At 55.9% G+C, this 21,832-nt stretch carries 15 protein-coding genes and 2 pseudogenes; 11 read left to right on the top strand and 6 right to left on the bottom strand.

All coding sequences use genetic code 11. The annotated features are described in order from the left end of the window. Window positions 1-103 precede the first annotated feature (103 nt). The 4 genes and pseudogenes from ACN6NG_RS10460 to ACN6NG_RS10445 form a co-directional block, all read left to right on the top strand. A pseudogene (locus tag ACN6NG_RS10460) lies at window positions 104-1,336 on the top strand (methyl-accepting chemotaxis protein); the annotation flags it as partial. Window positions 1,337-1,486: 150 nt separating this feature from the next. Next, on the top strand, window positions 1,487-2,242 hold the full coding sequence (locus tag ACN6NG_RS10455) for a methyl-accepting chemotaxis protein (protein WP_474313986.1): 756 nt from the start codon (window positions 1,487-1,489) through the stop codon (window positions 2,240-2,242). Window positions 2,243-2,388: 146 nt separating this feature from the next. Then, window positions 2,389-3,876, top strand: a complete 1,488-nt coding sequence (locus tag ACN6NG_RS10450; RefSeq protein WP_474313849.1) for an aldehyde dehydrogenase family protein — start codon at window positions 2,389-2,391, stop codon at window positions 3,874-3,876. Between the two features lie 237 nt (window positions 3,877-4,113). Next, on the top strand, window positions 4,114-5,415 hold the full coding sequence (locus ACN6NG_RS10445) for an NAD(P)/FAD-dependent oxidoreductase (protein WP_474313848.1): 1,302 nt from the start codon (window positions 4,114-4,116) through the stop codon (window positions 5,413-5,415). 56 nt (window positions 5,416-5,471) lie between these two features. On the opposite strand, the gene ACN6NG_RS10440 is transcribed toward ACN6NG_RS10445, so the two are convergent. The 4 genes from ACN6NG_RS10440 to glnT all read right to left on the bottom strand — a co-directional run bounded on the left by ACN6NG_RS10440 (window position 5,472) and on the right by glnT (window position 9,826). Beyond that, entirely contained in the window at window positions 5,472-6,797 is a 1,326-nt protein-coding gene (locus tag ACN6NG_RS10440) for an FMN-binding glutamate synthase family protein (protein ID WP_474313847.1), read from the bottom strand. A 15-nt stretch (window positions 6,798-6,812) separates the two neighbouring features. Continuing rightward, window positions 6,813-7,487 carry a protein glxC gene (locus ACN6NG_RS10435; RefSeq protein WP_474313846.1) on the bottom strand — a complete coding sequence of 225 codons (675 nt, stop codon included), beginning with the start codon at window positions 7,485-7,487 and terminating at the stop codon, window positions 6,813-6,815. A 26-nt stretch (window positions 7,488-7,513) separates the two neighbouring features. Next, a complete protein-coding gene (locus ACN6NG_RS10430; RefSeq protein ID WP_474313845.1) occupies window positions 7,514-8,419 on the bottom strand; it encodes a class II glutamine amidotransferase in 906 nt (301 codons plus the stop codon). 72 nt (window positions 8,420-8,491) lie between these two features. Continuing rightward, a complete protein-coding gene (gene glnT, locus ACN6NG_RS10425) occupies window positions 8,492-9,826 on the bottom strand; it encodes a type III glutamate--ammonia ligase (protein WP_474313844.1) in 1,335 nt (444 codons plus the stop codon). A gap of 330 nt (window positions 9,827-10,156) precedes the next feature. Between glnT and ACN6NG_RS10420 the strand changes: the two are divergent. From ACN6NG_RS10420 to ACN6NG_RS10390, 7 genes and pseudogenes are all read left to right on the top strand, one after another. Continuing rightward, window positions 10,157-10,762 (top strand): annotated as a pseudogene (locus tag ACN6NG_RS10420) (helix-turn-helix domain-containing protein). 202 nt (window positions 10,763-10,964) lie between these two features. Next, on the top strand, window positions 10,965-11,831 hold the full coding sequence (gene purU, locus ACN6NG_RS10415; RefSeq protein WP_186478122.1) for a formyltetrahydrofolate deformylase: 867 nt from the start codon (window positions 10,965-10,967) through the stop codon (window positions 11,829-11,831). Beyond that, entirely contained in the window at window positions 11,828-12,730 is a 903-nt protein-coding gene (gene folD, locus ACN6NG_RS10410; RefSeq protein ID WP_186478121.1) for a bifunctional methylenetetrahydrofolate dehydrogenase/methenyltetrahydrofolate cyclohydrolase FolD, read from the top strand. The genes purU and folD overlap by 4 nt, the downstream gene beginning before the upstream one ends. Beyond that, window positions 12,712-13,953 carry an FAD-dependent oxidoreductase gene (locus tag ACN6NG_RS10405; RefSeq protein ID WP_474313842.1) on the top strand — a complete coding sequence of 414 codons (1,242 nt, stop codon included), beginning with the start codon at window positions 12,712-12,714 and terminating at the stop codon, window positions 13,951-13,953. The genes folD and ACN6NG_RS10405 overlap by 19 nt, the downstream gene beginning before the upstream one ends. An 11-nt stretch (window positions 13,954-13,964) precedes the next feature. Next, a complete protein-coding gene (locus ACN6NG_RS10400; RefSeq protein ID WP_186478119.1) occupies window positions 13,965-14,267 on the top strand; it encodes a sarcosine oxidase subunit delta in 303 nt (100 codons plus the stop codon). Then, window positions 14,264-17,161, top strand: coding sequence for a 2Fe-2S iron-sulfur cluster-binding protein (locus ACN6NG_RS10395; protein WP_474313840.1), 2,898 nt, complete (start codon window positions 14,264-14,266; stop codon window positions 17,159-17,161). The genes ACN6NG_RS10400 and ACN6NG_RS10395 overlap by 4 nt, the downstream gene beginning before the upstream one ends. A 2-nt stretch (window positions 17,162-17,163) precedes the next feature. Beyond that, window positions 17,164-17,730 (top strand): sarcosine oxidase subunit gamma, encoded by a 567-nt coding sequence (locus tag ACN6NG_RS10390; protein ID WP_474313838.1) that lies wholly within the window; start codon window positions 17,164-17,166, stop codon window positions 17,728-17,730. Between the two features lie 105 nt (window positions 17,731-17,835). Here ACN6NG_RS10390 and ACN6NG_RS10385 read toward each other — a convergent pair whose 3' ends face one another. Together ACN6NG_RS10385 and ACN6NG_RS10380 are read right to left on the bottom strand one after the other, a co-directional pair. Further along, a complete protein-coding gene (locus ACN6NG_RS10385; RefSeq protein WP_474313836.1) occupies window positions 17,836-19,590 on the bottom strand; it encodes a UvrD-helicase domain-containing protein in 1,755 nt (584 codons plus the stop codon). Beyond that, a complete protein-coding gene (locus ACN6NG_RS10380) occupies window positions 19,583-21,661 on the bottom strand; it encodes an ATP-dependent nuclease (RefSeq protein ID WP_474313835.1) in 2,079 nt (692 codons plus the stop codon). The genes ACN6NG_RS10385 and ACN6NG_RS10380 overlap by 8 nt, the downstream gene beginning before the upstream one ends. Window positions 21,662-21,832: the final 171 nt, after the last annotated feature.

Below are 21,832 nucleotides of genomic sequence, written 5' to 3'. Positions count from 1 at the left end.
ACGCGCGCCACTTTCGTGGCGCGCGGTCTTCTGGCTCCAGCCAATCCACACCCTGTGATTATGACGCCTCCTTAGGAGGCTGCCCTCCCTGAGATAGCCAATAATGCTCAAGTCGATGTCCATCCGCCTGAAGATCGTTCTCCTGTCGGGCCTATGCCTCTTGGTCATGATGAGCCTCATCGCAGGCATGAGCATCTACCAGAATGACGTCAGCAACAGGTTGATCAGCACCGAAAGCCGCAAAATGCTGACCAAAAGCGCTGAGGCGCAGTTGCAAGCCAAAGCAGCCGAACAGGGATTGGAGCTGGAGCAGACCTTTCATTCGAGCCTGAAGTTGATGCAGTCCCTGGCAGATCAGGCGAATGATCTTCGAGCTATGGCCACCCACCGCGGTTTAAGCGCGAGCATCCTGCGTGAAGAGCTGGGAAGGCAGCTGACCACCGCGTTTGATCACAACCCTGACGTGGTCGGGATATGGTTGGTTTACGAACCTAACGCTCTGGACGGTCGGGATAGCGACTTCTTAGGCGACACTGAACGTGCCTCCAATGACAAAGGGCGCTTTGGGAAGGTTCTCAACCGAGGCAGCGGCCAAACTGCGGAATTGGTGTTCACTGAAAATGACCTCACCAAAACCGAGCTGAGCCTAAGCGGGGCTCCTTACAACAGCTGGTACACATGCCCCAAGGACACGAAGAAGGCGTGCTTGATGGAACCGTACTCCGACAATGTCGCCGGCAAGCGCCTGCTCATGACCACGCTATCCATGCCAGTCATCTCAGAGGGTAAAGTACTAGGCGTTGTCGGAATCGACCTTTCTCTCGAAACCATACAAGCAACGGTGAAACAAGCGCAAAGCGAAATCTTTGACGGTGCCGGCAACATAACCATCACCTCGACCAGCGGCATTCTGGCTGGCGTCAGCTCATCTTCCGAACAGGTGGGAGAACGGATCGAACAGATAATGGGAGCAGATGGTAAAGCCATTCTGCATCGTCTCGACGCGCCCAGTCCCACGATTTCAGCAGAGGGCGGTGTCATACGAGCAGTACATCCGGTGAAACCCATTCCGAGCGCTCAAAACTGGGGCGTCAGCATCGACCTACCGGAACAAGTATTGCTGGCAGACTCGCAAAAACTCCAAGCGCTGCTCGACCAGGTACAGGACGAAGGTGTGTCCCAGACCGTTTCAGCTGCGATTATCGCTGCCATGCTGGGCCTGGTGCTGATGTGGTTTGTAGCTAGCGGCATTACTCGGCCGATCAACACTGTCTCGGCAATGCTCAAAGATATCGCCAGCGGCGAAGGCGATCTAACTCGACGCCTTACTTACAGTAAGCATGATGAATTGGGAAACCTTGTTGGGTGGTTCAACAGCTTCCTAGAGAAGCTGCAACCAACGATTGCAAGCATCAAACAGAGCATAAGTGATGCTCGCGGCACGGCCGACCAGTCTGCTGAAATTTCGCGCCAGACCAGTAACGGGATGCAGGTTCAATTCCGAGAGGTGGACCAAGTAGCTACGGCAGCCAATGAAATGAGCGCGACCGCGCATGAGGTTGCCACTAGTGCGTCGAACGCTGCCCAAGCCGCAATAGCAGCGGATGCCGCAGCAAAAGATGGGGTCGCAGTAATCAATCAGAGCACCCGTGACATAAGCCAGCTAGCGGCCGAGGTCAGCAGGGCCGTGGTAGAGGTAGAGGCCCTCGCCTTGAGCAGTACTGAAATAGGCTCGGTTCTTGAAGTGATCCGAAGTATTGCCGAGCAGACAAATCTGCTAGCCCTGAACGCTGCCATTGAGGCCGCGCGTGCCGGCGAAAGCGGTAGAGGATTTGCAGTCGTGGCTGATGAGGTGCGTAATCTAGCCAGAAGAACACAAGACTCCGTTGAGGAGATTCGCGGTGTCATCGAACGAATTCAAAGCGCTACCCGCGGCGTCGTAGCCACGATGCACTCAAGTCAAGCTCAAGCGCAGACAAACGCCTCGCAAATTCAACAGGCCGCGCAGTCACTCGCCAAGATCGGCGAAGCGATCACGCTGATTGGTGACATGAACTTGCAGATCGCCAGCGCGGCAGAAGAGCAAAGCGCTGTCGCTGAGGAGGTGAATCGTAACGTGTCGGCGATTCGTACGGTGACTGAGACACTCACTGAACAGGCAACTGAATCAGCCCACATCAGCGGACAGCTGAATGCGCTAGCGAGTCATCAGAAACAGCTCGTTGACCAATTCAAGGTTTAGCCACACAAGCACAGGGCGCTGGCACCGTGAGTCATACGCCTGACAGCGTCAGTCAAGATGTCACGGGTTGGCCGAGGTACCGTCAGTAATTGTTTCTCCAGAGATACGGCCTCCGCCGTTCTGCCATTTTGATGGAGCCTGCCCGAATGACCGATGTAACCCTCCTCTCAACCGTCAAAAGTTTCCTCGCCAAAGACCACGGCCACTTCATTGATGGCGAATATGTATCTAGCTCGTCGTCCAGCAAAATCGAGGTCATCAACCCTGCAAACGGGGAAGTGATCGCTCATGTGAGCGAAGGTAGCGAGGGTGATGTCGATCAAGCTGTAGTCTCCGCACAGGCAGGGTTCAAGGTCTGGTCGAAAACAAGCCCCGCCGCCAGAGCTGGTGTGCTGTTCAAACTGGCAGACCTCCTCGAACAAAACCGCGAAGAGTTAGCCCAGCTCGAAACATGCCAGTCTGGCAAGATCATCCAGATCGCCCGCGCCTTTGAGGTCGATCAAGCCGCACATTTCCTGCGCTACTACGCGGGATGGGCAACGAAAATCACAGGCGAAACCATCACTCCTTCCCTGCCATCGTTTGGCGGGGAACGCTACACCGCATTCACATTGCGAGAACCCGTTGGCGTTGTTGTTGGCATTGTTCCGTGGAACTTCTCGACGATGATCGCCATTTGGAAGCTGGCATCCGCGCTCACCACCGGTTGCAGCATTATCATCAAACCTAGCGAATTCACCCCGCTCACAATACTGCGAATCGCCGAGCTTGCGATTGAGGCTGGCCTGCCGCGAGGAGCGCTCAACGTCGTAACGGGTACTGGGGGCGCGGGGAAGGCGCTCATCGAGCATCCTGGCACTAACAAAGTCTCCTTCACTGGGTCGGTGCCCACAGGGATTTCTGTTGGGAAGACCGCCATGGATGCGAAGCTCACCCGAGCGACGCTGGAGCTAGGCGGCAAAAACTCCGTCGGTTTCCTCAAGGATGTCGACCTTGATAAGGCGGCCGATGGGATCATCGAGGCTGGCTTCCTGCACTCTGGTCAGATCTGCGCAGCTGCCGAGCGTTTTTTTGCTCATCGCTCTCAAATCGAGCCACTGATGGATAAGCTGGCTCAGCGCCTGGCCAGCCTCAAGATCGGCTCCCCACTTGACGAATCGACCCAATTCGGCCCGGTTACGAATAAGCAGCATCAGCAAAAACTCGAAAGCTTCTTCGAAATTGCCCGGAACGAAAAAAACACGATCGTGTACGGCGGTAAGGAGATAAGCGGCCCAGGTTGCTATGTTCAACCGACTATCGTTCTGGCCAATTCCGCTCAGGACACGCTGCTGCGTGAGGAAACATTTGGCCCAATTGCAACATTCCTCGCCTACGACACTGAAGAAGAGCTTCTTCAGTTGATGAACGACACTCCGTACGGGCTGAGCGCAAGCATTTGGACCAATGATCTTTCTAAAGCGCTGCGCATGGTCCCGGAAATCGAAGCGGGGACCGTCTGGGTAAACATGCATACCATGTTGGATCCGGCCGTGCCTTTCGGCGGTGTCAAAGCTTCAGGCATCGGCCGCGAGTTTGGCGGAGCTTTCATCGACGATTATACCGAGCTGAAATCGGTAATGATTCGCTACTGACCTCTGGTCTCATCAAACCCGGCTTCGGCCGGGTTTCTTTTTTCCGGTGAGTGCGCATCCAAATTGGCACCGTCAGGCAACTTCTTGCACCTTGAATCATGTCCTCTAGACGATGGTGGACGTTAAATAGAGGACGCACATGGACGGGGGTTAGCCCTTCCATTATTCATAAAAAAACTGCTGGAGCTGAGACGCTTTCTGAGCGGAACAGCACTCACCAGCTGAAAGGTGCCTCACATGCTTTCTGTCGAAACCCCTACGACCTACTACACCGCAACTCGAAAGTACGACTCCAGATATCCTGACCTAGAACATGAGATCGACACAGAAGTCGTGATCATCGGCGGCGGCTTTTCTGGCGTGAATACAGCCTTGGAGCTAGCTGAGCGAGGGGTCAAAGAGATCGTCCTGCTTGAAGCCCGCTACGTGGGATTCGGTGGCTCCGGCCGGAACGGTGGTCATGTGATGGCTGGGATCGGCCATGACCTCGAAAAAATACGTAAAAGCGTAGGCGGCGAAGGCCTCCAAGCCGTTTTCGAGATCAGCGACCTCGGCGCCTCTGTCATTCAATCGCGCATCGAGAAATACGGCATCGACGCTGACTTCCGCCACGGCTATGGCTACATGGGGTTCAACAAACGACAAGGTAAACTTCTTCAGGCATGGGAGAAGGAGTTCAAGCAGCTCAGCCCCAACCATGACATTGAATACCTAGAGGGAAGCGCTGTGAGATCCATAATCGGATCTGACTATTACACCTGCGCTTTGAAGCACATGGGCAACGGTCACATTCATTCTCTCAACATGCTGCTGGGTTCAGCGAAAGCGTTCGTGGACCTAGGAGGGAAGATCTTTGAAAACACCCCCGCCCTAGAGGTGACCTACGGCGATACTATTACAGTCCGGACAGCGAAAGGCATTGTCCGAGCCAAGAAAATCCTCTGGTCATGCGGGGCATTTTTAGATCGGATGGAGCCATACCTGGATAAAAAGGTCATCAACACCTACGCATATCAGCTGGTTACCGAGCCACTGCCCGACAGCCTCATCGAGCAGATCAGCCCGATCCGTGGTGCATTCAGTGACGTCCGCCCGGTGATCGATTACTACCGGGTCACCAATGAGAATCGCGTCTTGTTCGGCTCCGCCACGAAGGCAGTGGAGTACATCCCGAACGACCTGAAGGCGTGGAACAGAGGCCTGATGCTGAAAGTGTTCCCATACCTAAAAAATGTGAAAATTGATTTGGCCTGGGGCGGTCCTATGGAGTGCACATCCAATCTGTTCCCTCAAATTGGCACCCTGCCTGGCCGGCCCAACGCCTATTTCGTTCAAGGCTATTCAGGCTTCGGAGTCACGCCGAGCCATGTCGTAGGTCAGGTCATTGCCGAAGGAATGCTGGGGGGCTCTCGTCACTGGGACATCATGAGTTCCATCAAGCCTGCATCCATCGTAGGGAAAGAGCATTGGCGGAGTCTGATCTGTACGCTTGGTAAGGTGAGCCACCAATTGGTGGGCTATACCAACGGCAGGCGTTGAGTTGGTCACCTCCTAAAACAAACCGCCGGCCTTTCAGCCGGCGGCTTAATCTCGGTTTAGTATTGGGTTTGCCCCGGTACCCAAGTGGTGCCAGCCAGTGGCACCCTCGCCATTGCAGCAGCTTCAACCGTCAACGCTACCAAGTCCTCGGGGTCGAGATTGTGCAGGTGCGACTTGCCGCAGGCACGGGCCATTGTCTGCGCTTCCAGCACCAGCACACGCAGGTAGTTGGCCAGGCGGCGACCGGCCTCCTCCGGGTTCAAGCGCTTGGCCAGCTCCGGGTCCTGGGTAGTGATGCCGGCCGGGTCGCGACCGTTCTGCCAGTCGTCATAGAAGCCGGCGGCCGAGCCAATCTTCTTCAGCTCGCTGTCCAGCCGCGGGTGGTTGTCACCCAAGGCGATCAGCGCCGCAGTGCCAATGGCCACCGCATCCGCCCCCAGGGCCATGGCCTTGGCCACGTCGGCACCGTTGCGGATACCACCCGAGACGATCAGCTGCACCTTGCGGTGCATGCCCATTTCCTGAAGCGCCTGCACCGCCTGCGGGATGGCCGGCAGAATCGGGATACCAACGTGCTCGATGAACACTTCCTGAGTCGCTGCGGTACCGCCCTGCATGCCGTCAAGCACGATCACATCCGCACCGGCTTTCACCGCCAGCTTGACGTCGTAATACGGGCGGCTCGCACCGATCTTCACGTAGATCGGTTTCTCCCAGTCAGTGATCTCACGGATTTCCGCAATCTTGATCGCCAGGTCATCCGGGCCAGTCCAGTCCGGGTGACGGCAGGCGCTGCGCTGGTCCACGCCGATCGGCAAGGTGCGCATGCCGGCCACCCGCTCGGTAACTTTCATGCCCAGCAGCATGCCGCCGCCGCCCGGCTTGGCGCCCTGCCCCAAGACGATCTCGATGGCATCGGCCTTACGCAAGTCGTCGGGGTTCATCCCGTAGCGAGAAGGCAAGTACTGGTACACCAGGTGCTGGGACTGGCCACGTTCTTCCGGGGTCATGCCGCCGTCGCCGGTAGTGGTGCTGGTACCAGCGATAGTCGCGCCACGGCCCAGGGCCTCTTTGGCGTTGGCCGATAGTGCACCGAAGCTCATGCCCGCGATGGTCACCGGGATCTTCAGGTGGATTGGCTTTTTCGCAAAGCGGTTGCCCAGCACCACGTCGGTGCCGCACTTCTCGCGGTAGCCTTCCAGGGGGTAGCGCGACACGCTAGCCCCCAGCAGCAACAGGTCGTCGAAGTGCGGCACACGACGCTTGGTACCGCCACCGCGGATGTCGTAGATGCCGGTTTCGGCGGCACGCTGAATTTCCTGGATGGTCAGGCGATCGAAGGTGGCCGACTCACGCAGTACTGGGGGAAATTGTTCGCTCATGGGAATGCTCCTGAATCAGTACGCGGAGGCGTTATCGACTTTGAAGTTGTACAGCTGACGGGCCGAGCCATAGCGCTTGAAATCGGCAGCCTTGTGGTCAAGACCCGCGTCGTTCAGAAGGTCCTGCAACTCTTCCAAGTGCTCGGCACGCATTTCTTTCTCGATGCAATCCGAGCCCAGCGACTGCACCGAGCCCTTGACGTAGATACGTACTTCGTACAGCGAGTCGCCCAGCGCGTCGCCGGCATCGCCACACACCACCAGGCGTCCGGCCTGGCCCATGAAGCAGCTCATGTGGCCGATACTACCGCCGACCACGATGTCCACGCCCTTCATCGAAATACCGCAACGCGCACCGGCATCGCCTTCGATCACTAGCAAACCACCGTGAGCAGTGGCGCCAGCAGCTTGGGAAGCACTGCCCTTCACCCGAACGATGCCGGACATCATGTTCTCAGCTACACCAACTCCAACGTTGCCATGCACAGTGATATTGGCCTGCTGGTTCATGCCGGCGCAGTAGTAGCCCGCGTGACCTTCGATATCGACGGTAACTGGTGCATTGATGCCCACGGCCAAGTTGTGTTTACCGTCGGGATGAGTCACTCGCCATTCCTGAGCCTGCACTTCACCATGCAGGCCCTGGTTGAGTTCGCGCACCGAGGCGCTGGAAAGGTCGATCGTCTTCATAAATATCTCCAGTGATTCGGTGGGGGTCAGGCGCTTTCGCGTTCCCAAACGTACAGAGTGGCCGGGGCCGGCTCCCAAACCTTGGCCTTTTCAATACCAGGCAGGCTTGCCAGCGCTTGATATTCCGAGGCCATGGCCACGTAGTCGTCGGTTTCAGCCAGCACTGCGGGCTTGCAGGCGATCGGATCGCGGATCACGGCGAAACCGTTGCGGGTGCCGATGGCAAAGGTGAAAAAGCCGTCCAGATCTTCCAGAGCACCATCCAGGGCCTGGGCCAGGGTATCGCCCTGCTGCAAACGCCAGGTCAGATAGCCAGCGGCTACTTCGGTATCGTTTTCGGTTTCAAAAATGATGCCTTCGCGACGCAGTTCCTGGCGCAGGCGGAAGTGGTTGGACAGCGAACCGTTGTGCACCAGGCACAGGTCAGCGCCGGTGGAGAACGGGTGGCTACCTTCCATGGTCACCGCGCTTTCAGTGGCCATGCGGGTGTGGCCAATGATGTGGCTACCCTTCATGCCGGCCAGGCCGAATCGGCTGGAGATTTCCGCCGGCAGCCCCATGCCCTTGAGGATTTCGATGCTCTGTCCGGCGCTCATGATGCGCACGCTCGGGGCCAGCTCCGAAAGAGCCGCACGAACTACTGCCTCATCAGCTTTAATCTTCAGGACTACAGCGCTCGCATTCTGGAACCAGTCAAGCGGAGCACCGAGACGCCCCTCAAGTGTGCCAATCAGCTCTTTGAAATCGTACTCGTCAGTTGTCGCCTGAAGGGTCAGCTTAACCCAGCCGTCAGAGACCTCATCCCCGTAGATTGCAAAACCCGCACTATCAGGACCACGGTCAGTCATCGCTTCGAGCATCGGCTCAAAAAGCTTACCGAGCTGCGATTCCAGCGCTGGATTCTTCAGGTAAAGACCCACAATTCCACACATATTTCAGACTCCAGGGCAAAAGGTACCCTAACCCACTCAAGGGCACCTGATTGATTATCAAGACTTAACTGATTAGAAAAATTCGGTGTAGCGCTTCACTTCCCAATCGCTTACATGACGGCTGTACTCAACCCATTCCATGCGTTTCAATTTGATGAACTCACCAACAATTTCCTTGCCCAGAACTTCGGCAAATAGTGGGTCGGCTTCCAGCGCATCACAGGCCTCTTTCAGCGATTGAGGAAGCGTGCGGATGCCCTTTGCAGCAATAGTCTCCAGCCCAAGGCTGTAGAGGTTTTCATTACAGATCTGGTCAGGCATCAGCTCTCGCTCGATACCGTCCAAACCCGCTGCAATGATGGCCGCGGTAACCAGATATGGGTTGCAGCCTGCGTCAGGCAGGCGGAACTCCAATCGCCCATAGGGCACACGCACCATCGCCGATCGGTTATTGGCGCCGAACGCGATGAAAGCTGGCGCCCAAGTCGCACCGGAAAGTGAATTACCCACTACCAGTCGCTTATATGAGTTAACAGTTGGGGCCGCGAAGGCGCACAGTGCGGGGCCATGTGCGAGAAGTCCGGCGGCAAAGTGATAGGCCAGCTTCGAGAGCCCCATGCCATTCACGTCGGAATCGTCGTGGAACAGATTCTTGCTAGTAGCGCTAGAGATCGAGAGATGGAAATGCATTCCATTGCCAGCACGCTTAGGATCTGGCTTGGGCATGAACGAGCAGATCATCCCCATATCGTTTGCAATCTCACCGGCAGCCATGCGGAAGAAGGTGAAGCGGTCAGCCGACTCCATCGCATCGCTGTAGGTGTAGTTGATCTCAAACTGGCCGTTCGCGTCTTCGTGGTCAATCTGATAGATGTCAAAGCCGACTGGTTGCAGCGCCTCAGTCAAACGCTCCAAGAATTCCCGAGAACGAGATAAGCCTTTGTAGTCATAGCAAGGCTTGTCGAGGGTATCGCTAGAATCGACTAGCTGAAGAACACCGTTGGCATCACGGCGCATCAGGTTGAATTCTGGCTCCAGCCCCGTGTTCAACGTCCAACCCTTAGCCTTCAAGCGCTCGACCTGTTGCTGCAATACGTATCGGCTGTCGTACGGCCACGGCTTACCGTTCACATGACCGATGCAGACCACCCGCCCATAGCCAGGCTGCCAAGGCACCGGGGTAAGTGTGGAAAGGTCACCACGAGCCATGAAATCTGGACCGTGAGGCTGCATTCCCATACCGCAAATCGCAAACCCCGCAAAACCGGCACCATCCTCGGCCACAGCCTTGAGACCGGTGATCGGTACAGATTTGGTTTTCGCAGCGCCGTGGATATCGACGAATTGAGCAAGCACGTACTTAATTCCGTGCTCCTCGATCAGACGCTGGGTTTCCGCTGGCAACATGGTTGAACTCCTGAATAGACACGCTTCATTGACTGGATGAGAGCAGCTGGGCTGAACCATTCGAGTGACCGAAGCGATCGCAGCGCCTTTGTAACCCACCCTCAAAATTCCCACAAGGAAAATTAATTTCCTTAAGAGAATGCAAGCCGTTTGCCAATTCCTGGTATTGAGGTCCATCGAAAGCTCAAAAAATCATTGGAGCCCGTGAATTTCGTGAAAAAAATATTCACAAAGGGAATATTTTTATGGTCTTGTGGAGGGGCCACGATTCGGGCGATCGCTCGCATTCGGTGCACGTTCAGAAGACACGCAACCAAAAAGAGCAAAAAAATGCCTAGAGCCGATGATCAAGAGCCCCGCTTAAAGCTGGAGCAATACCTAGGAATTCAGATCAGGAAGCAGCGACAGGCTCAAGATCTGAAGCTCGCCGACGTCGCGCGGATAGCCGGAATAAGTCAGGGGATGCTGAGCAAAATCGAGAATGCTCAGGTATCCACCAGCCTGGACACCCTCTCTCGCCTCTGCGATGTACTAGGGATCCCAATGTCAAAGCTTTTTAGCCAGTACGACCAGCAAGGTGGTGGGGCACTGCTGGTGTAGGCTCATGAGGGCTTGGAGGTGGTTCGACGAGGAACGGACAAAGGGCACACCTATCATCTACTCAACCACGTCAGAGGGCCCAAACGCAGCTTCGAGGCATACATGGTGAGCATGGATGATGCGAGCGAAGAATTTCCAACCTTCTCCCATCCGGGCACCGAATTCCTTTTTCTGCTGGAGGGAGCGCTTACGTATCGCCATGGTGACCAGCTTTACGCAATGGCGGCTGGAGACAGCCTGACTTTCGAGGCCGATATACCCCACGGCCCAGAGCACCTTGCCCAGGTACCAATTCGCCTCCTTTCCGTAGTGAATTACAGCTCTAACGACGACTGAGCCCGGCATCGGCTCGCCCCATACGCGGGGTGGGTCGCGCCAACAAAGATTTCCCACTAGGAAATTTTTATTCCTATCAGGTGGACACACCCCCTCCGTTTCCCTTATAAAGCACGCAAAAGAATAAAATTTTCCTGACAGTCATTTTTCCGTTTCAATTCTTTGGTGATGACCTGCCCGTCGCCCCTCCGGAGGAACCACCATGCAAGGCCAACCCAACGCTTTTGTCCTGAAAATAAGCTGCCCTGCCACCTCTGGCATCGTGGCCGCAGTGACGTCTTACCTCGCTGAAAACGGATGCTACATCGGAGAAATGGCGCAGTTTGACGATGAGACAAGCAGCAGGTTTTTCATGCGTGCAGTCTTTCGCTTCAACGCCGGCATCGACGGCAACATCGAAGCTTTGAAAAGTGGTTTCACCGACGTTGCCGAGAAGTTTGGCATGTCCTGGGAACTGTTCGATTCCAGCAAGCCAATGCGCGTTTTGCTCATGGTGAGTAAATTCGATCACTGCCTGAGCGATCTCCTCTACCGTCATGGCAAGGGCGAGATGGACATGGTGATTACGGCAGTAGTTTCTAATCACCTGGATCTTCGTCCTATGGCTGAGCGCCAAGGAATTCGGTTCATCCACCTGCCGGTCACCAAAGAGACCAAGGCGGCCCAGGAAGCTGAGCTGATGAAAATCGTCGATGAAACTCAGACTGATCTGGTGGTGCTTGCGCGTTACATGCAGATCCTTTCCGACGATCTCTGCAAGCAGCTTTCGGGCAGAGCAATCAACATTCACCACTCCTTCCTTCCCGGCTTCAAGGGCGCCAAGCCCTACCACCAGGCTTACGAGCGTGGCGTGAAGTTGATCGGCGCAACCGCACACTATGTCACCAGTGATTTGGATGAGGGGCCGATCATTGAGCAAGAGGTCCAACGCGTCGACCACGCCTACAAACCAGAAGATCTGGTCACAGTCGGACGAGACACCGAAACCGTCGCCCTTTCCAAAGCGGTCAAGTACCACCTTGAACATCGCGTCTTCCAGAACAACGACCGCACGGTGATTTTCCGATGAATAGTCCGCTACTGATCGACGGCAAGGTTGCAGCCGCCGAAGTCCTCGCGCAGGTCAAAAATGACGTTGAGATCATGAAAGCCGGTGGCGTGCACCCTTGCCTCGCGGTGATTCTCGTTGGCGATGATCCAGCAAGTGAAGTCTATGTGCGTAACAAAGTGCTGCGCGCCGAAGAGTGTGGGATCACCTCTCTGGAGTACAAGGTTGGCTCTGACACCAGTCAAGCCCATGTTCTTCATATGATTGAGGTGCTCAATCAGGATGCTGCGGTGCACGGCATATTGGTGCAGCTCCCCCTACCTAAGCACATCGATGAATCTGTAGTCCTTCAAGCAATCAACCCGCAGAAGGACGTCGATGGATTCCATAGCGAGAACGTCGGCGGGCTCAGCCAAGGCCTTGATGTTCTGGCCCCCTGCACCCCAACCGGTTGCATGTACCTCCTGCACAAAACACTGGGTGATCTGAGCGGAAAGCACGCAGTTGTTATCGGGCGCTCCAACATTGTTGGCAAGCCGATGGCAGCCTTGCTCCTCAAAGCGAATTGCACAGTCACCATCCTGCACTCACGCAGCGAACGAGCTGAAACTATCTGCCGTCAAGCTGACATCGTTGTTGCAGCAGTTGGTCGCCCCTTGATGGTCGATGCTGACTGGCTTAAGCCAGGGGCAGTAGTCATCGACGTTGGCATCAATCGAATCAACGCTGGTGGCCGCAGCCGACTCGTGGGTGACGTTGATATGGAAAGCGCGTTGACAAAAGTATCAGCCATCACCCCTGTTCCTGGCGGCGTAGGCCCGATGACTATCGCATTCCTCATGCGAAACACACTCACCGCCGCGAAACAGCAAACTCAATCACGAGCTAAGTCGGAGGCATCATGCCTTTCAATCTCCTGAAGTATGGCCTGAGTGCCGACTATCCAGTTGAGGTCGATCTCCCGCCTCCGTGTGAGCTTAAGCCGCGGTACGATGTAGTGATCATCGGCGGTGGCGGCCATGGTGTAGCAATTGCCTACTACCTGGCTAAGTACCACGGTGTGACAAACGTCGCCATTCTTGAAAAAGCGTATCTCGGCGGTGGCAACACTGCGCGGAACACCGCGGTGATCCGCTCCAACTACCTGACGTCCGAAGGCGTGCGCTTCTATGCCGAATCGGTGCGGATGTTCCAGGGTCTTTCCAACGAATTCGACTTCAACATCATGTACTCAGAGCGCGGCCAGCTGACACTGGCGCACACCGATGCCACCGTGCGCGCCTTCCGCCAACGCGCCGAAGTGAACAAGCACTTTGGCGGGCGCACCGAGATGATCGATCGTCAGCAGATCCGCGAATTGGTACCCAGCCTCAACCTTGACCCCGGCCATCTGCCGGTGCTTGCCGGCCTGTGGCACATCGACGGCGCCACTGCACGTCACGATGCGGTGGCTTGGGGCTACGCCAAGCAGGCAGCCAAACGCGGCGTAGAAATCCATCAGCTCACCGAAGTGCAGGACCTGGTCATCCGTAATGGTCGCATCGAGGCAGTCAAGACAAACCGCGGCATCGTGCAGTGTGGCTGCGTGGTCCAAGCGGTGGCCGGAGCCAGCTCGTTGCTGATGGCCAAGGCTGGCATTCGCGCCCCGATCCACACTTACCCGCTACAAGCCATGGTCACCCAGCCGTTCAAGCCATTCCTCGATCCGCTGGTCAGCTCCTCGGCGTTGCATTGCTACGTACAGCAGACCAGCCGTGGCGAGATTGTCTTTGGTGGCGGCTCCGATCCCTACCCGCTGTACAACACCCGCTCTACCTTGGACCTGAAGGAAAGCCTACTGGCACACGCCATAGAGATGTTCCCATTCATGGCCAACGCCAAACTGATGCGCCAATGGGCCGGGATGACCGACATGACCCCGGATTACAGCCCGATCATGGGCCTGTCGCCGGTCAAGAACTATTACCTCGATGCTGGCTGGGGGACATGGGGCTTCAAGTCCACGCCGATCTGCGGCAAGACCATGGCTGAATTGGTCGCCAGCGGCGGCAAGGTGCCTGAGTTGATTGCGCCGTTCGCCCTGGAGCGCTTCAGCCGCTTCCAGCAAGTCAACGAAATGGGCGCGACTGCGGCCAGCCACTAGGAGCAACGAAGATGAAGATCCTGACCTGCCCCTTGAACGGTCCGCGCAACATCAGCGAATTCACCTATGGCGGTGAGTTCAAGACCATGCCTGACCCGGCCACTTGCAGCGACATCGAGTGGGCTGACTACGTATTCAACAGCGACAACCGTATTGGGGTTGTCACTGAATGGTGGTTGCACAACGCCTCTAGCTACTGGTTCCTGGCCGAGCGCCATACCGCTACAGATGAGGTGATTCGTACGTTCGACCCCAAAGAAATGTTCGCAACCCGGGTTGACTTCACTAGCCCCGCCCAGGAGATCGCCAGATGAGCCGCCTACTTCCCCCGATGGGCTTGCTGATCAATCGTGATCAGTCGATGACCTTCAGTTTTGATGGACGGAGTTATCAGGGTGTTGAGGGCGACACCATCGCTAGCGCCCTCCTCGCCAATGGGCAGTTTTTGTTGTCTCGGTCATTCAAGTATCACCGGCCTCGCGCGCCACTTACCATGGCAGGCCAGGACGCCAATACTCTGGTACAGCTCCCTGAGGAGCCAAACGTGTTGGCTGATACGCAGCTGATCAGAAATGGTCTCACTGTGACGGGCCAGAATTTCAATGGCTCGCTGGAAGGTGACAAGGATGCCTACCTGGGCAAATTCTCCAGGTTCATGCCAGTCGGTTTCTACTATCGCTCCTTCTACAAGCCCAAGGGCATGTGGAAGGTGTGGGAGCCGCTGATCCGTAAGAAAGCTGGGTTGGGCGTACTGAATCTTAACTTCAAGCCCGAATATTATGATAAGGCTTATCTGTTCTCGGATCTTGCGGTCATAGGGGCTGGTCCTGCTGGCTTGCAAGCGGCATTGACCGCAGGTAACGCGGGCGCCAAGGTCGTCCTGATCGAGGAGCAACCTATCCTCGGCGGCTCGCTGACATACGCGCGGTTTGATGTTGAAGGTGTTCGGGCCGATGCGCTTCGTCGCAAGCTGGTAGCGGCAGTCGAGGGCCACCCAAACATCACCATCCTCAAGCAGGCCACCTGCAATGGTTGGTTCACCGATAACTATCTGCCAGTGATCCAAGGCAAGCGCATGTCCAAATTGCGCGCCACTCAATGCCTGGTCGCAAGCGGCTCCTTTGATCAGCCCGTCGTTTTTCGCAACAACGACCTGCCGGGCGTCATGTTGACCACTGCCGCGCAACGCCTGATGAAGCTGTGGGCGGTAAAGCCGGGCAAAAGAGCGGTTGTGCTCACCGGCAACGACGATGGTTACTACGCTGCTCTGGATCTACATGAGCAAGGCGTGAAAGTGGCTGCTCTGCTCGATATGCGTCCAACCGCAGACGATCGTAGCCTGCCTCGGGTCTTGGGTGAACGAGGAATTCAGTGCCTCAGCAGCTCAACTGTCTATGAGGCAATGCACAACAAGGGGATGAAGCACGTTACGGCAGTTGATGTACGTAAGATCACCGGGCAGGGCCAAGTTGAGCAAGCTGGCACAGTCATCCCCTGTGACCTCGTCTGTATGTCAGCCGGCTACATGCCTGTCTATCAGCTGTTGTGCCAAGCAGGAGCAAAGCTTGCCTACGACGATGAGTCAGCTGAGTTCAAAATCAGCGGGCTCCCAAAAATCGTGCGCATTGCCGGGTCAGCTAACAGTCTGCATAACCTCGACAACGTCTTGGCGGATGCTACCAACGCGACTGTCGACGCACTCAAGGACTTGGGTTTTGAATCAGTAAAGAACCAGAACCCTGTCCGCGAAGAGCCGAAGGTGAACTTCCCATGGCCCATCTTCCCTCACCCTAAGGGCAAGGACTTTGTTGATTTTGACGAGGACCTTCAGGTCCGAGACATCATCAACGCGACGAAAAGTGGCTATCGCGATGTACAGCTCGTTAAGAGATTCTCGACAGTTGGCATGGGCCCTTCGCAGGGCCGGCACTCTGCTTTGCCAACTGCACGGCTCGTAGCAGCATCAACGAACCGAAGCGTAAGCGAGACCGGAGTAACGACGGCACGTCCACCATTCTCGCCTGAGAAATTAGCCCACGTAGCTGGCAGGTCCTTCGATCCCTATCGTCACACGGCAATGCACAAGCGCCATGTAGAGCTGGGTGCCAAGCTGATGCCGGCAGGAGCCTGGCAACGACCTGCCTTCTACGGCAAACCGCATGAGCGGGAAAAGTGCATGCAGGCAGAAGCCCTACATGTACGTAATAAAGTCGGCATTATTGATGTTTCGACGCTGGGTGGCTTGGATGTTCGCGGTCCTGATGCGGCGGAGCTTCTCAACCGCATGTACACCTTCGCTTTCCTGAAGCAGCCAGTTGGGCGCTCCCGCTACGCCCTCATGACAAACGAACATGGCGTCGTGATCGATGACGGTGTCTGTGCTCGATTTGCGGACAACCACTTCTATGTAACCGCCACAACCAGCGGCGTAGACCGCATCTACCAACAAATGCTGAAGTGGAATGCTCAGTGGCGTTTGAATGTAGATATCGCCAACGTCACGGCCGCGATTGCCGCAGTGAACGTAGCAGGTCCTGAGTCTCGCAAGGTGCTTGCCAAGATTTGTAATGATGTGAACGTTTCGCCGGAAGGCTTCCCTTATCTCGGCGTCCGCCAAGGCACGGTAGCAGGTATTAAAGCGCGCCTGCTGCGCGTTGGCTTTGTAGGTGAACTCGGCTATGAGATTCACGTCCCTGCTCGACATGCCCTGAAGCTCTGGGATGCCATTATGGAAGCGGGTAAAGAATTCGACATTCGTCCTTTTGGTGTCGAAACCCAACGCTTGCTGCGTTTGGAAAAAGGCCATGTGATTATCAGCCAAGATACCGATGGCATGACTCACCCATCGGAAATCGACATGGGCTGGGCCGTCAGCCGTAACAAACCCTTCTTCGTCGGCCGACGCTCAGTGGACATCCTGGAAGCGCAGCCGATGACTCGGAAACTCGTGGGCTTTAGCTTGCCTAAGGGAAGTCCCAAACCGCTAGAAGGTCATTTGGTTCTCAAGGGTAATGACATCAGCGGCAATGTCACCTCCTGCGAATACTCCGAATCGTTAGGCAAGATAATCGGCTTGGCGTATGCAGGCTTCGATCAAAGCACCGTCGGCCAACAAATCCCGATCCGGGTCGAAGGTGGCGTGATGGTAAACGCAACGGTTGAAGCGCTCCCCTTCTTCGACCCTGACAACAAGCGACAGGAGCTTTAATGATGAGCAATCTCCAGCTAGTACGGAGTGCGAGCAGCACGGCAGTCCCCCCCGTCGCCTTGCAGGACCTCACGGAATTTCCGCGAGTTGGATTTCGCGGTGCAGATGCGGCTGAGTACCTGAGAGGCCGCGGCTTCGATTTGCCAGATACCCCCAACCGAGCGCTGGCTCAGCAGGACGGGACAGTCGTGGCGCGCTTATCGCAAACGGAGTATTTCATTCTTGGATGTGGCAGCGATATGGGTCAACGCGTTGCGGATGAGGAAGCAACCTGGGAACTCGATCACCGTGCAAACTACCTCCTGCCACGAGAGGACAGCCACGCCTGGTTCGAACTAAGCGGCCCGGCAATCGAGCAAGTGATGGCCAAGGTTTGCGGCGTCGATCTGCGCTCTTCCACGTTCAATGAAGGTCAGGTAGCTCAGACATCGGCTGCTCGCATCAACGTGATCGTGATCAGGTCGAAGCGGAACGACATGCCTTGTTATCACCTACTTTTCGACCGCGCTTCGCGCGAATATTTCCATGTTGCCTTGCTGGATGCGATGCAGGAGTTCTTGACTCGCTAACATAGGATCGGCCGCCCTTGGATTGATCGTTTGGGGAGAGATAGCGTGCAGCTTTATTGCGGCCACTCTCCCCGTCAACGTTAGCATGTGTGAAACCGCATCACTTCACTCCAGGTCTGAGGGCAACTCAATAACATGCTCGGCACCGAACCAGGCTGTGATCTGAGCCAGCGCTGCCGGGCTTAGCAGTTGAGTGAAAAGCAAAGCTAAACGGACCTTGGGACGAGAACAAGCGACGTAGAAGAGGTTCCGATTGCTTTCGAATTTCTCACGCCTGTTCGCCGGTGGCCCCGGCTGAAACCACTCAAGCATTTCAGCGAAATTATACTGGTTCCAGCCCCGACCCAGCACAACGATCACGTTTTCGAACTCAGCTCCCTTTACCCCGTGTTTTGTCGCGAACGGCGTATGCCCATCGATGAATTGGTCCAGCGCTATCAGCTCCGAGTAAGGAACTTCCCTTAGCTTTCGAAGCTGAGTAATCCTGCGCGGCTCGTCCTCACCTGGTTCTACACCGGCGTCCTGTAACCCTTGCTCATTTCGTAGCACCGCATTGGGGAGTTGCATCTGCGGTACGGCTTTTATGTGGTCAATCACCTCGCCGATGGTACCGGTCAACCTCAATTCGAGGAGCGCCTCCATCGCCTCAGTCCAAGCGACTTTGTCGCTGTGCCTTCGAATCGTTGGCCGATCGCTTGCCAGATGCCCAAACATGGCACCGTATCTACGCTGTTGGTATGCGACACACGCTGGCTCAAGCTGATCCGCCAAATACTTGATGTGCGGATCTTCCTTCTTCAGCCACGGATCGTTGAACTGTCCATAAATGTCACGGATCGAGGAATACCCCTGCTCACGAGCAATACCTCTGTGGTTCAGAATCAAAATCTTGGTCGTTTTCGGAGAGAAATCCCATCCTTCCACGCTGAGCTGAGCTTTCAAGCATTCGAAGTAGGCACTAGCAGCCTCAGGACTAGTGTCGCCAGTCCAGTGTCCACCCCCGGCCCCCGTGCGGCGTGCGCCAGGCCAGCGATTGGTATGGAACACCCGGGCTTCTCCGATCAAGTCCGGATCTCTTACCTCTTGGCGCAAGCCTGGTCGCATCTGATTCAATACATCGACAATCCGCGATGCAGAGCGAAAATTCGCATTTTTTTCGATCGGCTGGAGTGCCTCGTGTTCTACCAGGCCGCAGCCCTCATCATAAATTTTTTGCCAATGGTCACCAAACAGGCCAATCATCGGCCCCTCACCGCGATCTAGAAACCACGATTTCAGAGCACCGACAAAATGCTCATCCGTGTCCTGATACTCGTCGACAAACAGGATCGGATATCGGGATGTCAATACGGCCCTGAACTTCGGAGACGGAAGCGCCTGAACCATCAAGGTCAGGACATCTTCGTGCCGAATCGAGATCTCGTCCTCCGATACGCGGGGGATACCCATTTCGTAATGGATGCGCCTATTGCCTACGCCCCCCACCGTTTCAAAGCGCTCTCGCCAAAAAGCTTCAGCGCCAAGGAACTCTCTCAGTGATGATTGAAAGTCTCTGAGCAATGACCAGCAGAAACCATGCACGGTCTCGGCTCTGATCGCAGGGTGTGCCTGGAAGCGAGAGATGATCTCGTCTTTTGCCACATTGGTGTAAGTGATACACGCGACTTGCTGACGCTCCCGGATCAACGCTGGACCTCGGTGCTCAATCAATCGGCTCAGCGCCTTCTCCAGCGAATAGGTCTTACCAGCTCCAGCACCTGCTTCCAGGCGAAAGCTTTGACCTTCATCCAAACAAGCGAACATGCGCTCCAGCGCTTCTCGCCCTGCTCTGTCCGCGGGGCTTTCGTGGTAGTTAGGCATCGCCTTGATCTCCCTCAGCAGCCACTGCCTCGTCAGCAGCTTGAACCACTGCGGCCATGGCCCGAGCAGCCGTTTGGGCATCAACGACAGGCGCCCCAACTGCGAGCCAACGCAATCCCTCAGCTATGTATCTAGGCACGCGCCAGTTCCTATCATCGATCGCGTAGTTCAACGCGAAGGCTGACTTTTTCTGTTCTGCCGCGTGCTCATAAGCTAGCGATGCAGCATCACCCGGCCCCAGTTCGAATCGATCAAGGTTCGCCAGGATGAATGCGTCCTCAAAGCTTCTGCCTGAGGGCCCTGGTTCAAGCCCTTCCGGAACTTGGTAGGCGAGACGCGTTAATCCTCTGGTCTTCTCTGCTGACGTTTTCACCAGAAGTTGGGTAGGAGTGACTTCGGCCCCAAACCAGTCTTTAAGACAGGCATTGCTCGTGTACAGCCCCTCCGCAACAGGACAGGCTTTTCGTTTTCTAGCTGCGTTCGGCTTAACGGAGTCAATGTCAGTCACGATCAGCGTCCGCAGCTCCAGGAAAGTAAGCAGGTCATGGAACCGATGTGCGTACGCGCCGCCAACCTCCATAACTGTCAAATACTGACTTGCCAGCTGAGGCTCACCGACCGCAGCTGCATCAGTTTTGGCGATCATGGTTGGCAGCAGCAATCGTTCTGATGTCCCCTCGATCAAGATGGCTTTGTCTGCAAAGAACAGGTCGCAGCGAGTGAGCGTCAGGTATTGATACAGAAAATCTCTGTCCGGTGCAGGAGCCCCGCCCATACCCTGCCTCAGGTCTTTGATCTTGGACTGCCGGATCCCGTGCTCATCGGTCACTGAGAGAAAGTAACGCATGGTTTCGAAGCGCGCTTCGTTGGCCATGTGCGGAGAGTGGGTGGAAATTACAAACTGCACAGGCCACGGACGGCTTTCATTCAGCTGCTGCTCGAAGGCGCCCTTGATCAGGTGCAATTGCCGGATGAAGACCTCCTGCATTTGCGGATGCAAATGGGCTTCAGGCTCTTCAATGAAGATGAGATGTACGCTTGCCGCTGCCGGCGTGGCTTGGAACTCCCTGAAGAATTTCAGTAGTTGCAGAAGTATGTATACCAGGTTACGGACGCCGAGTCCGTTGTAGCTCTCCGGGAGGGTCAGACCGTTTACCCCTCTGTATCTGACCTGCGTGTGGTCTTTGAGCAGGCGCTCGACATCGAAGGTGGTCACAGTGGTGAGGCCAGGGTCATCTAACCCTGGGTAGCCGAAAAGCTCGAACGTAGGTAGCAGCGAAGTCAGCCCAGCGTTGAAGCCGTCATGCAGTTCCCTTTGAATTTTCTCCACCGCTCCATGGAGCTGTTCGGCTGTGGTTCGCTTCTCGGGATCTGTGGGGTCGGTCAATGCCGATTGGAACAGTACCTCCACCACCTTCCCAAGAACATCGCGCTCCCGGTGTGTATCGTCATCTAGACCCCGTTGCGCATTGATGAATCCGCCGCGGATCAACGTAGTGAGTGATTTAAGGTCGAGGTCCTTGCGGTTCGTAGGATCGTTGGGGTCGACCGCTTCCAGGCGAGGCTCGTAGGCCGCCGCCAAACGCTTTTTTATCAGGCTGAAAAAGCCAGGACGTTGATCCCCCTGCTCAGGGTTGGGAGCAATGATTTCCGCGAAAAGAGACTCAAGGCCTGTCGCCCGTGGTCCATACGTCAAGACGATGCGCGCGAAAGAACAATCCGGATCTAGGTCTACGATGCATTCGCTGAGCGGCCCCAGATCTGGGGCATCAACGTCATAGGAAATGTCCAGTGTGACCTTGACAACGGGAAGCATGGCAGCAACGTCGGTACGGGCTATGCCGGCGTGAAACGCATTGAATGCTGTCCAAAACTCTTCGTGACTCCCCAGGGAGAAATCCTCAAGCCTGAAAGAGGGAGCCCTGTCTGAAAGAAGCCGGCGGAACACCTCAGCTATTGAGGTTTTGCCGCAGTTGTTGCGTCCGACAATCAGTGTCGTGCCGTCTTCTAGGCCAAGGCTGACGTTCTGAAGCAGTCTGAAATTTTGAATCTCAACGCGCTCGATCCGCATGATGTCCCTACCGTGAAATCGTATGGCCATCACTGTAGATCTATGAGCTGGTTAGTCAAACCGATTCATTGGGCCATCGCCTTTCTTGCCAGTTCGCAGCGATGGATAACGTTTTTAGCGAGCATGGATAAGACATTTACCGGTTGGATGGCGCCTAATCGGTAAGCCTCA

The sequence above is a fragment of the Pseudomonas sp. TSO6 genome, from assembly GCF_056098905.1.
Note: the sequence above shows the minus strand (reverse complement) of the source record. Positions and strands in the feature narration are given on the sequence as shown.

Bases quoted from the DNA above. Each gene is read 5' to 3' on its own strand.
- glnT (WP_474313844.1), bottom strand. From the start codon at position 9,826: ATGTTGCCAGCGGAAACCCAGCGTCTGATCGAGGAGCACGGAATTAAG.
- purU (WP_186478122.1), top strand. From the start codon at position 10,965: ATGCAAGGCCAACCCAACGCTTTTGTCCTGAAAATAAGCTGCCCTGCC.
- ACN6NG_RS10400 (WP_186478119.1), top strand. From the start codon at position 13,965: ATGAAGATCCTGACCTGCCCCTTGAACGGTCCGCGCAACATCAGCGAA.
- ACN6NG_RS10450 (WP_474313849.1), top strand. From the start codon at position 2,389: ATGACCGATGTAACCCTCCTCTCAACCGTCAAAAGTTTCCTCGCCAAA.
- ACN6NG_RS10395 (WP_474313840.1), top strand. From the start codon at position 14,264: ATGAGCCGCCTACTTCCCCCGATGGGCTTGCTGATCAATCGTGATCAG.
- ACN6NG_RS10385 (WP_474313836.1), bottom strand. From the start codon at position 19,590: ATGCCTAACTACCACGAAAGCCCCGCGGACAGAGCAGGGCGAGAAGCG.
- ACN6NG_RS10435 (WP_474313846.1), bottom strand. From the start codon at position 7,487: ATGAAGACGATCGACCTTTCCAGCGCCTCGGTGCGCGAACTCAACCAG.
- ACN6NG_RS10445 (WP_474313848.1), top strand. From the start codon at position 4,114: ATGCTTTCTGTCGAAACCCCTACGACCTACTACACCGCAACTCGAAAG.
- folD (WP_186478121.1), top strand. From the start codon at position 11,828: ATGAATAGTCCGCTACTGATCGACGGCAAGGTTGCAGCCGCCGAAGTC.
- ACN6NG_RS10380 (WP_474313835.1), bottom strand. From the start codon at position 21,661: ATGCGGATCGAGCGCGTTGAGATTCAAAATTTCAGACTGCTTCAGAAC.
- ACN6NG_RS10430 (WP_474313845.1), bottom strand. From the start codon at position 8,419: ATGTGTGGAATTGTGGGTCTTTACCTGAAGAATCCAGCGCTGGAATCG.
- ACN6NG_RS10390 (WP_474313838.1), top strand. From the start codon at position 17,164: ATGAGCAATCTCCAGCTAGTACGGAGTGCGAGCAGCACGGCAGTCCCC.
- ACN6NG_RS10440 (WP_474313847.1), bottom strand. From the start codon at position 6,797: ATGAGCGAACAATTTCCCCCAGTACTGCGTGAGTCGGCCACCTTCGAT.
- ACN6NG_RS10455 (WP_474313986.1), top strand. From the start codon at position 1,487: ATGCAGGTTCAATTCCGAGAGGTGGACCAAGTAGCTACGGCAGCCAAT.
- ACN6NG_RS10405 (WP_474313842.1), top strand. From the start codon at position 12,712: ATGCCTTTCAATCTCCTGAAGTATGGCCTGAGTGCCGACTATCCAGTT.